At 66.0% G+C, this 12,874-nt stretch carries 12 protein-coding genes; 3 read left to right on the plus strand and 9 right to left on the minus strand.

Annotated elements, in window-relative coordinates; all coding sequences use genetic code 11:
* Position 1: 1 nt before the first annotated feature.
* The 6 genes from ispH to ygfZ all read right to left on the minus strand — a co-directional run bounded on the left by ispH (position 2) and on the right by ygfZ (position 4,954).
* A complete protein-coding gene (gene ispH, locus AC54T3_RS02825) occupies positions 2-982 on the minus strand; it encodes a 4-hydroxy-3-methylbut-2-enyl diphosphate reductase (protein ID WP_496622155.1) in 981 nt (326 codons plus the stop codon).
* A 105-nt stretch (positions 983-1,087) separates the two neighbouring features.
* Positions 1,088-1,369, minus strand: a complete 282-nt coding sequence (locus AC54T3_RS02830; protein ID WP_496622157.1) for a nucleotidyltransferase family protein — start codon at positions 1,367-1,369, stop codon at positions 1,088-1,090.
* A 78-nt stretch (positions 1,370-1,447) separates the two neighbouring features.
* Positions 1,448-2,425, minus strand: coding sequence for a squalene/phytoene synthase family protein (locus tag AC54T3_RS02835; RefSeq protein ID WP_496622159.1), 978 nt, complete (start codon positions 2,423-2,425; stop codon positions 1,448-1,450).
* Positions 2,415-3,134, minus strand: coding sequence for an HAD family hydrolase (locus AC54T3_RS02840; protein WP_496622161.1), 720 nt, complete (start codon positions 3,132-3,134; stop codon positions 2,415-2,417). Before AC54T3_RS02840 ends, AC54T3_RS02835 begins: the two co-directional genes overlap by 11 nt.
* Complete coding sequence (gene ubiG / locus AC54T3_RS02845) at positions 3,127-3,858, minus strand: bifunctional 2-polyprenyl-6-hydroxyphenol methylase/3-demethylubiquinol 3-O-methyltransferase UbiG (RefSeq protein ID WP_496622162.1); 732 nt, start codon at positions 3,856-3,858, stop codon at positions 3,127-3,129. Before ubiG ends, AC54T3_RS02840 begins: the two co-directional genes overlap by 8 nt.
* Before the next feature lie 52 nt (positions 3,859-3,910).
* Positions 3,911-4,954 carry a CAF17-like 4Fe-4S cluster assembly/insertion protein YgfZ gene (gene ygfZ / locus AC54T3_RS02850; protein ID WP_496622163.1) on the minus strand — a complete coding sequence of 348 codons (1,044 nt, stop codon included), beginning with the start codon at positions 4,952-4,954 and terminating at the stop codon, positions 3,911-3,913.
* A 245-nt stretch (positions 4,955-5,199) separates the two neighbouring features.
* Here ygfZ and AC54T3_RS02855 point away from each other — a divergent pair, with 245 nt between their 5' ends.
* From AC54T3_RS02855 to AC54T3_RS02865, 3 genes are all read left to right on the plus strand, one after another.
* Positions 5,200-7,050 carry an RNB domain-containing ribonuclease gene (locus AC54T3_RS02855; protein ID WP_496622165.1) on the plus strand — a complete coding sequence of 617 codons (1,851 nt, stop codon included), beginning with the start codon at positions 5,200-5,202 and terminating at the stop codon, positions 7,048-7,050.
* A gap of 86 nt (positions 7,051-7,136) precedes the next feature.
* Positions 7,137-7,685, plus strand: coding sequence for a thioredoxin family protein (locus AC54T3_RS02860; RefSeq protein WP_496622282.1), 549 nt, complete (start codon positions 7,137-7,139; stop codon positions 7,683-7,685).
* Entirely contained in the window at positions 7,682-7,984 is a 303-nt protein-coding gene (locus tag AC54T3_RS02865) for an acylphosphatase (protein WP_496622167.1), read from the plus strand. The genes AC54T3_RS02860 and AC54T3_RS02865 overlap by 4 nt, the downstream gene beginning before the upstream one ends.
* Before the next feature lie 10 nt (positions 7,985-7,994).
* Here AC54T3_RS02865 and cpdA read toward each other — a convergent pair whose 3' ends face one another.
* The 3 genes from cpdA to AC54T3_RS02880 all read right to left on the minus strand — a co-directional run bounded on the left by cpdA (position 7,995) and on the right by AC54T3_RS02880 (position 12,854).
* Positions 7,995-8,810, minus strand: coding sequence for a 3',5'-cyclic-AMP phosphodiesterase (cpdA, locus tag AC54T3_RS02870; protein WP_496622169.1), 816 nt, complete (start codon positions 8,808-8,810; stop codon positions 7,995-7,997).
* 19 nt (positions 8,811-8,829) lie between these two features.
* Positions 8,830-10,506, minus strand: a complete 1,677-nt coding sequence (locus AC54T3_RS02875; RefSeq protein ID WP_496622171.1) for an alpha/beta hydrolase — start codon at positions 10,504-10,506, stop codon at positions 8,830-8,832.
* 62 nt (positions 10,507-10,568) lie between these two features.
* Positions 10,569-12,854, minus strand: a complete 2,286-nt coding sequence (locus AC54T3_RS02880; protein WP_496622173.1) for an alpha-amylase family glycosyl hydrolase — start codon at positions 12,852-12,854, stop codon at positions 10,569-10,571.
* Positions 12,855-12,874: the final 20 nt, after the last annotated feature.

Genomic DNA, 12,874 nt, shown 5'->3' on the forward strand with positions numbered 1-12,874 from the left:
CTCAAACGTGACTCTGCTCGGCGCCGGCCTCGACACAAGGCTCGGCAGTTGTCGGTTGAAGTTCTTTGGGAAGGGCAAACACGACCTGCTCGCGAATCCCGGATTGTTCCTTGACCTCGCTAGCGCCCCATTCTTGAAGCTTGGCGATGACCTCCTTTACCAATAGCTCCGGGGCCGAGGCGCCTGCGGTGAGTGCGACTCGAACGCCCTCGCGCAGCCAGTCGCGCTGGATATCCTCGGCGCCGTCGATCAGATAGGCCGGGATGCCTTGTTTCTCGGCCAGCTCGCGTAGCCGGTTCGAGTTCGAGCTGTTGCTCGATCCGACCACCAACATCAGATCGGCCTCGGCGGCGAGCGCGCGCACCGCGTCCTGGCGGTTCTGGGTGGCGTAGCAGATATCGCTCTTCTTCGGCCCGGTCAGGTTCGGGAAGCGCGCGCGCAGGGCGTCGATGACGCCAGCGGTCTCATCGACCGAAAGCGTGGTCTGGGTCACATAGGCGACCCGATCCGGGTCCTGGACCACCAGATCGGCGACCTCGGCGGCGTGCTCAATCAGGTGCATACGACCGCCCTCGGCCTGGCACTGGCCGAGCGTGCCGTCGACCTCGGGATGGCCACGGTGGCCGATCAGCACCACATCGAAGCCGGTCTTGCAGTGCCGCGCGACCTCCAGATGGACCTTGGTGACCAGTGGGCAGGTGGCGTCGAAGATCCGCAGACCGCGCTCGGCGGCCTGTTCGCGAACCTGTTGCGAGACGCCATGAGCGCTGAAGATGCAGGTAGCGCCGTTCGGAATCTCAGCGACCTCATCGACAAAGATGGCGCCGCGACGCCGCAGGTCCTCGACCACATAGCGATTGTGAACCACCTCGTGGCGGACGTAGATCGGTGCGCCATAGCGTTCGAGCACACGCTCGACGATATCGATGGCGCGATCGACACCGGCACAGAAGCCGCGTGGATTGGCAAGGAGTATGTCCATGGGGGCAGGGGCCTTGGGGCCAGGCTAGGCAAACATGGCCCCATTCTAGCAGCCGTGTCGCAGTAGGGCAGTCGGGTTATCCCGAGGGGAGCGCCAATGACTGTCTCATGGCGCGGTATAGAGTGGTTGTCCCACGCGCTGGATGTGCTCCAGCAAGTCGGTATTGTCCAGCGTATCGACTTGGCAGAGATCGACCTGATAGGGCAGTAGCAGGTCGTCGATGCGGCCCTCCAGGCCGAGCACATCGACGGCGGTCAGCGCTGGGCCGAAGAGCGCAATATCGATGTCGGAGCCGTGTCGGTAAGTGCCCTTGGCGCGCGAGCCGGTCAGTGTGGGGTAGTTGCTCAGGCGTTGTTGCCAACGGATGTCGACGTCGTCGTGTTTCATCAATGCGAGCGGTCGTTCTGTTTGATCGGATCAGTTAGTTGTGGTCCAGGCGTGAGGCGAACGGCACAGACGGAAGCGTCAGAAGCTAGCCCTCCACGCCAGCCAAAGCTTGCGCAGCGGGGTAAGGCCGATGCGCTGATGGGCGACATCGAAGCCGCTGCGCGCGAGGACGGCGAGCAGGTCTTGGTGCAGGCGCAGGTGGATGCGAACCGTTGGCGTCAGCCCGGATGGAATGCGGCCGGCTAAATCCTGCTCTGACGGCTGCCGGCGGAGCTGCTCGGCGAACGCGCGCAGCAGTGCGGGTAGCCGGTGTCGTCCCTCGGCGCCCGTGAGCGTTGCCTGGCTGAGTCCAGCCGTGGCGAGCTGGTCGGCCGGCAGGACCTCGCAACCCTGGCGCAGCAGCCATCCGGCGTCGCGAATGCGGCGCACCTGGGCGCACCAGCCACCCGCACGGCGGGCTTGGGCGAGCGGCTGCTCCTCGTCGGCCCCTTCGCAGCGGGCAAGGAGTTCGAAGAGCGCGCCGAGATCCTGCTCGTCGGCACGGCGCTGGCTGGCAAGGTCGGGATGGCGCGGGTTCCGCAGCGCTGTCTCGACACTGACGATGAGCGCGACCAAGGGCTGCTCGGGCAGTTGGTGTGCGGCCACCGCTGGTGCAAGGACTTCACTGATTGGATGGCGCGGCTCGCCGACCAAGAGGCGCTCGAGTTCGCTGCGCCACCAGTCGAGCTTGATGCGCGCGACGCCGGGATCGGAGACCTGGTCCAGGATCGCGCGCAACTCGGCGCGCCAGGCGAACAGGGCGGCCAGGGCATCGCGGTGCGGCGCGGCGGCGAGACGCACGCTGTAGTAGGCGCTCGAGCCGGGCGGGGTGGCGCGGTTCGGGAAGCGCCATTCGGCGCTGGCTGCACTGGCCGTGCTGGCCGTGCTGGCCGTGCTGGCCGATGATCGTACCCCGTGGGCCAAGTCGACACCCTCGGCCGCGCCCAAGGGGTCGGCCGCGCGCTCCGTGGCGCTCGGGTTGCTTGGCGTCCTTGAACGGGAGCGCTCAGGCGACATCAGCCGGACCGGACGCGGCGGCTGGGCGGAGGCGAGGCCGATCGAGCGCCAGGAAGCGCAAAACCTCGAGCGGATGCTCGAGTAGCCCGTCCGCGCCCCAGTCGCGGGGATGCAGCTCGACGCCAAGATAACCGTAGAGCGCTGCAAGCGTGCGCATGCCGGCCGCGCGCCCGGCGAGGATGTCGCGATGATCATCACCGACGTACCAGCAGGCGCTCGGATCGCGCTCGATCATGCCGCAGGCATGGAACAACGAGTCCGGATGCGGTTTGGCGCGCGGTGCGGTATCGCCGCTGACCACGCAAGCGGGCTGGATCGGCAGCGCCATCGCCTCGAGCAGTGGATCAGTGAGCCAGCCCGGCTTATTGGTCACGATGCCCCAGCAAACCCCTTGGGCGTCGAGCGCTTCGACCAACTCGCCGACGCCTGGAAACAAGCAGGTCTCGCAGTAGATGTTGGCCGCATAGAGCTCGAGATACTCACTGCGCAACGGCTCGTAGTCGGGATCGCCGGGCACCCGTCCGAAGCCGACCGCTAGCATCCCGCGCGAGCCCGAGGAAACATGACAGCGCGCCTGCTCGAGCAGCACTGGCGGACGGTCATAGCGCGCCAGCAGCCGGTTCAACGCCGCAGCCATATCCGGCGCGGTGTCGGCGAAGGTGCCGTCCAGGTCGAACAGCACCGCGCTAGGCGACGTCGGCTCAGGCATTGAGGGTCTGCGGCATCTGGCAGGTGACCAGATAGTTGACGTTGATATCCTTCGACAGCCGATACTGACGCGTAACCGGGTTGTAGCTCAGTCCGGTGATATCGGTGACGCGCAGCGGCGTGGTCCGCACCCAGCGATCGAGTTCGGATGGGCGAATGAAACGCGCGAAATTGTGGGTGCCGCGCGGCAGTAGATTCAGCACATACTCGGCGCCAATGATCGCGAACAGATAGCTCTTCGGGTTACGGTTCAGGGTCGAGAAGAAGACGTAGCCGCCGGGGCGCACCAAGCGCGCGCAGGCGTCGATGACGGAGCCTGGATCCGGCACATGCTCAAGCATCTCCATGCAGGTGACCACGTCGAAGCTGGCCGGGCGTTCATCGGCCAGCTGCTCGACGGGTATCCGCCGGTAATCAACCTCGACGCCGGTCTCCAGGGTATGCAGCTCGGCGACCTTGAGCGGTTCCTCGCCCATATCGATGCCGGTGACCTTGGCGCCGGCCAGCGCCATGGCCTCGGAGAGGATGCCACCGCCGCAGCCGACATCGAGCGCCTCGCGTCCGGCTAGTGGCACGCGGCTCTGGATGTAGCTGAGCCGCAGCGGATTGATCTCGTGCAGGGGTTTGAACTCACTGTCCGGATCCCACCAGCGCGAGGCGAGGGCCTCGAACTTGCTCACTTCGGCGTGATCGACATTCTGTGTGATGGTGTTGTTCTCGAGCATAAGGAATTCGATTGGGCCATAGCGCCGCGTTTGGCGCTGTGCGGGGGTGTGATTAAACATTGGCTGGAAAACCGTAAGGTGGCGGGCTGATCCTGAGCACCGGACCGTCCTCGCCAAGGCGCAGCTCGCCCTCCTCGGCGGCCTGGATCTCGGCGACCACCAGCATCTCGCAGTCGCCGGATGCGCCACGGCGGGCATCGACCACGAGCCCCGGTCCTTGCTCCGAGCTGCTGTCTGGTGAGGACAAGACGGTTCCCGGAGCGGGCGGCTCGGCATTGGCGTCCAACCGGCTCTGCGCGAGGTACATACGCCGTTTGAGTTTACCGAGATACTGCATCCGCGCCACCACCTCTTGGCCGGTATAACAGCCCTTGTGGAAGCTGACCCCGTCGATCAGGTGCATGTTCGCCATCTGTGGCACGAAGCTGTCGCTGGTCTCGGGCCATACGGTCGGCAGGCCGGCGCGGATATCGCGCAAGGCCCAGAGATCGGGATTGGCCAACTCGGCGCCGGCAGCGCGTGCGGCCTTCCAGGCGGCGCGCGCGGATTCGACCGGGCCGATGAGATGATAGCGCGATGTCGGATCGGCCACCCGGATCAGCGCGGTGTCACCGGCGCAGACCATCGCGTTCGGCTCGCTCGGCAGGCTGCCGAAGGCATGCCTGAGCGACTCATCGGCGCAATCGCCGACGATGCCCATGCAGACCAAGGCGTCGCTGGCGTCGTCGATCGTCGCCTTGGCGCGCAGCAGGAACATGCGCAGGCGCTTCAGCAGGGTTTCCATCTGCACGCGCGGCAAGAGCAGGAACAGACGCTCCTCGAAGCGCAACAGGCGAAAGTTAGCGAGCATCCGACCCTTGGGGCTGCAATGGCTGTTGAGTTGGCTGTGGGTCTCGGAGAGTTCGCGCAGGTCGTTGCTGAGCTGGCCTTGGAGGAAGTCGGTGGCCTCGGGACCGCTGACCGCGATCAGACCGAGGTGCGAGAGGTCGACCACGGCGCAGTTGGGCTCGGCTGCGGCATTGTCGAAGCGCGCGGCGCCGTCATTGCCGATGCGTGCGCCTTGAGACTCGAGAAAGGCTTGCCACTCTTGATGCATCTTGGGGGTACTCGTGCGTCAACCGGCCCGGCGGCAAGGCGCGGGTCGGCTTGGTGTATCGGGGTTCGAGGGGGTTGTGCCGCGTCGATCATAGCGGATTGCGTCGCGCGCTGAGCGCAGCTGATATAGTGATGGGTTCGGCGCTGTCCAGCGCTAACCTGCTGTGGCTTCATCATCGCGCGAGCGTGGTGTTGGCCAACGGCCACGCCATCACCGCTGATCACTGCTCTGGAGATAACAACACATTGTCCTCCCATCAAGCCATCCCGCGCACCGGCAGCCTGGTCGTGTACAAGAGCCGACCGGCGCGGGTACTGGCCGCAGCGGAGAAGATTGAGATCGAGATCGAAGGCGGGCAGACCAAGCGCGTGCGCCTGAAGGATATCTTCTCATTGCATCCGGGGCCGATTGCCAGCTTGGCGGAGATTCGCCCGCCCGAGGTGCATCCGCAAGAGGCCTGGGAACTGCTCGAGGACACCGAGACCGATCTCAAGGAACTGGCCGAGCTACTCTATGGCGAGCACAGCCCAGGCGCGGCCTGGGGGGCCTGGGAGCGCCTCAGCGAAGGCCTCTGGTTCGAGGGCACCGCCGAGGCGTTGCGACCACGCGCCCTCGAACTGATCGAACGCGACCGCGCCGAGCGCGAGGCCAAGGCGCAAGCCGATCAGGCCTGGGCGGCGCTGCTCGAGCGCCTGCGCGAGAAGCGCATCGAGCCCGAGGATCACGCGTCGCTGCAGGAGGTCGAGCGGCTCGCCAATCTGCAGGGCGAGCACAGCCGGATCCTCAAGGCGCTGGGCTTTGATGAGACGCCGGTGAGCGCCTATCGGCTGCTGGTTTCGGTCGGTTATTGGTCGCCAACGCACAATCCCTATCCGACCCGGGTCGGAGCGCCAGTGGGCAACCCGGCGCTGGCGATCCCGAGTCTCAGTGGCGCGGCTGAGATCAGTGGCGAGCCAGCACGGCTCGATCTGACCCATCTGCCGGCCTTCGCGATCGATGACGAGGGCAATCAGGACCCGGATGACGCGATCAGCCTGGACGGCGATCGGATTTGGGTCCATGTCGCCGATGTCGCCGCGCTGGTGGAGCCGGACTCCGAACTCGACCGCGAGGCGCGCGCGCGCGGCGCCAACCTCTATCTGCCCGAGGGCACCATCCACATGCTACCGGTGGCCATCACCGAGCAGCTCGGGCTTGGACTCCAGGAATGCTCTCCAGCGCTGTCCATCGGGCTGAGGCTCGATGCCGAGGGCGAGATCAGCGAGATCGAGATCCAGTCGAGCCTGGTGCGGGTGCAACGGCTCAGCTATGCCGAGGCCGATCGCCGGCTCGACGAGCCACCGCTGGCCGAGTTCGCACAGCGCGCCGCGCGCTACCGCAATCGCCGCCTGGTCCAAGGCGCGGCCGAACTCGATCTCCCCGAGGTCAGCCTGCGCGTACACGAGGGCGAGGTGCTGATCCGCCCAGTCGCGCGCACCGGCGCCCGCGCCATGGTCACCGAGATGATGTTGATGGCCGGCGAGGCGGCGGCGCGTTACTGTTTGGCGCGCGAGCTGCCGATCCCCTTCGCGACCCAACCGACCCCGGAGCGCATCGAGCAGCCGACGACCATGGCTGGCATGGTCGCCTATCGGCGCCTGTTCAAACCCAGTCGCACCCTGGTCGGCGAGCCGGGCCGCCACTTCGGCCTCGGGCTCGACGCCTACACCCGCGCCACCAGCCCGTTGCGCCGTTATGCCGATCTGCTGGTGCATCAGCAGCTACGCGCGCATCTGCGCGGCTGCGCGCCGCTGAGCGCCGAACAGGTGAGCCAGCGCGCTGGCGAGGCGGATCAGGGGGGGCTCATCGTGCGCCGCGCGGAACGGCAATCGAATCAGCACTGGAAGCTGGTGCATCTGGCACAGCAGCCACAGTGGACAGGCGAGGGCGTCGTGGTCGAGCTGCAGGAGCGCAAGGCCACGGTGCTAATCCCGGCGCTGGCGCTGGAGACGCGCGTGCGCGCCAAGCAGCCCCTGGCGTTGGATCAGCGCGTGCCGCTGGCGCTGGTCGAGGTCGATCTGGCGCAGGCCGAGTGTCAATTTCGCGTTCAAGGTTGAAAGCTGGCAGCAACAGGCCCGAGATCGCGTTAGAGAAGACCGAGACCCGACGACCCCCAGTGATCACTCAAGAGGACGCCTGCATGATGCGCTTACGCCACCTGATCCCGTCGACGCCCCCGCGCCTGCTCGCGCTGCTGCTGATGGTCCTCGGCACCTGCGCGCTGGCCACCGAGGCGACTCGCGATCCCGGCCAGCACTTCTTCAACCAGACCTTTGGTGATTTCAGTGAAGAGTTGGAGATCGCCCGCGATGAGGGCAAGGTCGGCCTTCTGCTGATGTTCGAGATGGACGAATGTCCGTTCTGCCATCGCATGAAGACGACGGTGCTCAACCAACCCCAGGTGCAGGATTACTTTCGCGAGCACTTCCTGATCTTCCCGGTCGATGTCGAGGGCGATCTCGAGATCGTCGACTTCGAGGGCCATCCAGCGACGCAGAAAGACTTCGCGCTCAAGCAGTTCCGGGTGCGGGCGACGCCAGTGTTCGCGTTCTTCGATCTCGATGGCACTCTGGTTGCCCGCTACACCGGCGCCACGCGCGATCGCGAAGAGTTCATGCTGCTCGGCCAGTATGTGCTCGAGGGCGCCTATCAGGACACCACCTTCACCAAGTACAAGCGTGACGAGCGATGACCGATTCCAATCACCCCACCGAATGGGCCGGTGCGCGCTGCATCCGGTGTTTTGTCAGCGGCCGCGTGCAAGGCGTCTCCTTCCGCGCCTCGGCGGCCAAGGAGGCACAGCAGCTCGGCATCACCGGCTATGCGCGCAACCTGCCCGACGGCCGCGTCGAGGTACTGGCCTGCGGTGACGCCAGCGCGCTCGAGCGCTTCAAGGCCTGGCTGCATCGTGGTCCCACAGCCGCCGAGGTCTCGGCCGTGGCCTGCGAGACGCAGGATTATCGACCGCTGAACGGGTTCGCGACGCGTTGAGCGCTGGAGGCTAGGACGCCGGCGATCGGGGATCGCGCGCGCGGTCGTCCTCGCCCGGCGCCTTGCTCGCGAGACGCTCGATCCCGGTGCGCAGGCTGCCATCGGGCTCGAGTTCGAGCCAGCGATAGCCTGGGGGCCGGTCGTCCAACGCGAAGTCGTCACTCCCGGGTTTGAACTGGGCGCAGGTGGACGGGGTAGCCAACAGCCTGATGTGGCCACACTGGCGGTCGAAGGCCTGATGCACATGGCCCCAGAGGATGGCGCGCAGTCGGGGATGGCGCTCGGCGAGGGCCATGAATTCGGCCCCGTTCTCGATCTGCATGGTGTCGATCCAGCGACTGCCCACCGGGACGGGTTGGTGATGGACGCTGATCAGCGCCGGGCGCTGCGGGGCCGACGCCAGATGCTGCGCGAGCCGCTCGAGGGTGTCGGCATGCAGCCGCCCGCCTTCCGAGCCGGCGATGGTCGAATCCAGCAGCAACAGATCCCAGGGGCCGAGCGGTTCGACGCGACACGCCTGATCGGCGCCGGGATCGACCTCGGCGGTCAGGAGGTCGAGGCGGTCATGATTGCCGGGGAGGCAGAAACAGGGGCAGTCGATCGTGTCGATCATCCGCCGTAAGTATCGATAGCCTTCGATCCGCTCGTCATGGACCAGATCGCCGGTGAAGAGGATCGCGTCCGGTGGCCAGTGTTGTCTCTGGGCTTGGGCCAGCACCTGCTCGAAGGTACATCGCGTGCATTGGCCGAGCAGCAGACGCTCAGGCTCGGCATAGAGATGGAGATCGGTCAATTGCAGCAGGCGCATGGCGTTTGGTGGGTCCATGGGGGCGGATTCTGTGGAGTCAGTCGGCGATCGGGAAGCTGACCGTGATCGCGACCGCCAAGGCGAGGGCATTGGCGAGCGCGGCGACCAGTGGATGTCCGGTGCGTCGATAGATCCAGCCACTGAAGAGGCCAAAGACCACGAACAGGATCAGGATGGCGGGGATGATGATGACGAGGAAGAACAGCTCCTCGAGATTCAGCACCACCGCCAGTATCAGCGAGAGCAGGAACAACGCCTTGGTGAGCGCGTAGCCGCCGATGAAGGCGCCACGCCCGCGCGTGAGCCATTCATCGGCGATGAACCAAGCCAGGGTCGCGACCAACAGCACGAGCAGGGTGGCGAAACGGTGTGGGTCGGGCAGGAAGGCGGCGACGTAGCGATCGGTCGGCAAGGCGATGGTCAGGGTCTGATAGGCGATGACCGCCAGCAACGCGACCATGAAGGCTGCGTAGGAGCGGGTTGCACGACTGCGCCGCATGGCATTGCCGGGCTCCATTGCGCCGCCTCGCCCCACAGGTTGGCTTGCGGCCTGAGCAGGGGATGGGACCTTGCTCGACCGGCGGCGGATCACCGCCAGCATGAGTCCGGTCAGCGCGGCATAGACGAGGAAGTGCAAGGCGATGTAATCGGCGATCGCGATCGCCAGGAAATCGGTGGGGAATGGCCATAGGATCAGCGGTGTGAATAGCGCCGGCAAGAGCGCCGCAGGCCATAGCTGGCGCCAGGCCAGACCCGCCCCGAGCGGTTCGCTGCTGATCCGTGGCAACAGGTGCGAGAGTGGCCAGGCGAGCAGCACGACGCCGAGGAAATAGAGCCCGAGCCAGGGGCCGCGTGCGTCGACCCAGCCGCTGCCCGCGTGCTCGAAGACCTGATCGAGCCAGCTCAATGCAGCCTCGAGGGCGCTGGCGCTGTAGAGCACGCCGATGTGTTCGACGTTGTCCGCGATGACCAGTCGCCGTGCGCTGCCGTCGCCATGGTCGCCATAGGTGACGTTGGGCTGAATCGCGTCGGCCGGTCGATTCGCCACGGCCGCGACCGCAGCGCGACCTTGATCGTGGATCATCTGCGGTTCCCATGCGCCGTAGATGAAGAGCAGATTGTCCGGTGTGCGGCCGGGTGTATGCGCGCCAAGATCCTGCGAGAGGTAGGGCGAGACGGCGACGAGCGCATCCAGATCAGCGGCGGGGCCGCTAGAGGATCTCTGATCGGCATAGCGCACGGCGATATCGCCGGCCATGGAGTGGCCAATTAACGCCAGGCGGCCATCGTATTGGGGCAGCGTGCTGGCGTAATCGACCACGGACGCGAGCGCATCGAGCAGGATCTGGGTACGGCGCTGTTCGCCGATCTCGCCTTCGAGCGGGCGAGGATTGGCGCCATGGCCGGGGAAGTCGAAGTTCACGGCCACATAGCCATTGCGCGCCAGGGTGCGGGCAAAGGAGGCCATCATCTGGCGCGAGCCGGAGAAGCCGTGGGCGATGACGACCACGGGCGCGTGCTCGGTCTCGGCCGACATGGAGACGGTCACCGGCGTCTGCCCGAGCCTGACGTGAGTGTCGCTCAGCCCCCGGCCGGCGGCGATCAGCCAGATCAGGCCGGCCAGCATCAGGATCAGTGCGACGCCGGCGATGAGGCCGTCGAGCAGCCGCCAGCGGACGAGCGGCCAGCGCGCGGTTATTGGGCGTGCGTTCATGGGGTCGAGTGCTCGCGGTCGTGGGTTAGCGGGCTAGCTAGCGGGGCGAGGTCCATGGTCGATCAGTGCAGGAAAGGGCCGTCGTCGCCGAGCTGACCCGGGCCGTCGAGCACCCAGATCCCGGCTGAGTTGCCTTTGACCTGAAAACTCAGCTGGCCGTCGCTGTGCTGTTCGGCGCCGGTGACCGCATCGCGGTAGTGTCCGGAGCGAATATCGCCGATCTCCACCTGCTGGTCACTGCCGATGGCCAGGCCAATCACCGCATAAGAGCCTTCGGCGGAGAGATCGCGGACGAAGCTCATGCCGCTGCCCCATTCGTTTACCTGCGTCATCGGTGCCTTCTGCAGCGCGGGAATCGAGCGGCGGATCAGATTCAGCCGCTGGATATGCCGATAGAGCGGATGGGACTGGGTCTCGCTGATGCGATCCTCCTCGAGATGATCGCCAAAGTAGGCGCGGCCGGTGGTTTCCAGGGTGTCCTTCTCGCCCTCGACATCCTGCGGCGCGCCGCGCATGAAGGCGATCTCCTCGCCGTAGTAGAGGCAGGGGATGCCGCGCGCGGTCCAGAGCAGGTTGTAGGCCGCTGCGGCCATCCAGTCCTCGCCCTTGAAGCGGTACTTGAAGTCGTTGTCGGGGCCGACGTCGTGGTTCTGCAGGAAGGTGACCAGGCTGGTCACATCGCCATAGATCCAATCCATCGACAGCACCTGCGCGGTGCCGGCATAGGTGCCCTTGCTGACGGTGTCGCGGAAGGTCGAGAACAGGCCGAAGTCGAGCTGCGGGAAGCCGGAATCACCACCGCTGTTGGGATCGCGCGGGTCGTGGCCGAGGCGGGTGTACCACCAGGGTCGGATCTCGCTCGGGCCGTTGTCGCCGCCACCGAGGTCGCCCCAGCCATAGCCCTTGACCAGGTTTTCGCCGAACACGAACAGCCCCGGCTTGTGCGCCTTCCAGGCATTGACGTATTCGAGCAGGTTGTCGCGCTCGACGTGCTTGACGGTATCGATGCGCAGCGCGTCGACGCCCATGTCGAGATAGCGATTGATCGCGCCGATCAGGTAGTCCTTGACGTTCTGGCGCTCGGTGGCGAGATCGATGCAGTCGCCAGCGAGATGCTTCTGCTGCAGCGGATGCGCGCTCTCCCAGTCGCCACCGCAGATGAAGCCGTCCTGGTGGTACCAGTTTGGGTCCAGGTCCTGGGCGTCGATGCCGAAGAAGCGGCCCGGATCATAGCCGGGCTTGGGCACCGTCTCGCCGGTCTTGGGGTCGACCAGTGGCTCGATGCCCTCGGGGTCGCGCGCGTGGCGCTCGCGGTACCAATCGGGCGCGAGCGGGTTGTCGATGTCGTCGCGGTTGGGCCAGGCATAGTGGCCGAGGTTGCCCTGGTAGGGGCCGTGATCGATCTGGCCCTGCTCGGCGCCCTGCGGCACGTAATATTTGATCGGCAGATGGTCGATGTGGACCTGGCCGCGAATGCCGTACTGGCAGGAGTGGTTGACGACCACGTCTTGGATGAGCTTGATGCCCTTGGCGTGGGCGGCATCGATCAGATCCTGATAGGTCGCGTCGGGGGATTCCAGCCGGGGGTCGATGCGGGTCCAGTCGTAGGGATGGTAGCCATGGTAGTCGAGGCCGGAGCGGTTCTCGACCGGCGGCGTGATCCAGATCGCGCTGAAACCGAGGTCGCGGATGTAGTCGAGCTTTTGGATCAGCCCCTTGAAGTCGCCGCGCCAGTGCGGGTCGATGGCGTTGCCCTGGTCGTCGAAGCGGATGCGGTCGCGACAGAAGGCGTTGTTGGACGGGTCGCCGTCGTAGAAGCGGGCGGTGAGCAGGAAGTAGATGGTCTCTTCGCGGAAGTCGGTGCGCTCGGTGAGGGTGCGTGGGCCAGGCTGAAGATGGACCATCCTTTGCGCCGAAGGCGTCTCGGCCAGAGGTTCTGTCCGCTGCGCCGGCCGTTGAGCGGGGGGCTGCGTTATCGCTTGCGCCGGCGCTCCACGGGGCGATGGCTCTGGGCTAGGCGTCCCGGTTGCTGCCGCTGAGCGCTGGTCGACATTGGCCGCAGCCGGCTCTGGGCACTGATTCTGCCAACCGCTATCGAGCCGGTACCAACCACTGCGATCTCGAGAGAGGTCCGCGCTTTGGCGGCCCTGTCCATCATTGAAGACCAGATGCAGCCGGCGGGTCTTCGTGAACTGACAGCGGTACCAGCCGGGTGTGTCAGGATCAGGTTCCATCCTTACCCCGGGCCAGTCGCTGGCGTCTCCGGCAGGTTGCCGATCCCAGTAGTGGACGTGGATGGTCTCGGCCCAGTCGGCGGGCGGCTGGAAATGGAGGTCGAGATCAGGCATGGCGGGGAAGGTCGCTCTAG

It is taken from the genome of Halochromatium sp. NSM3, assembly GCF_059621085.1.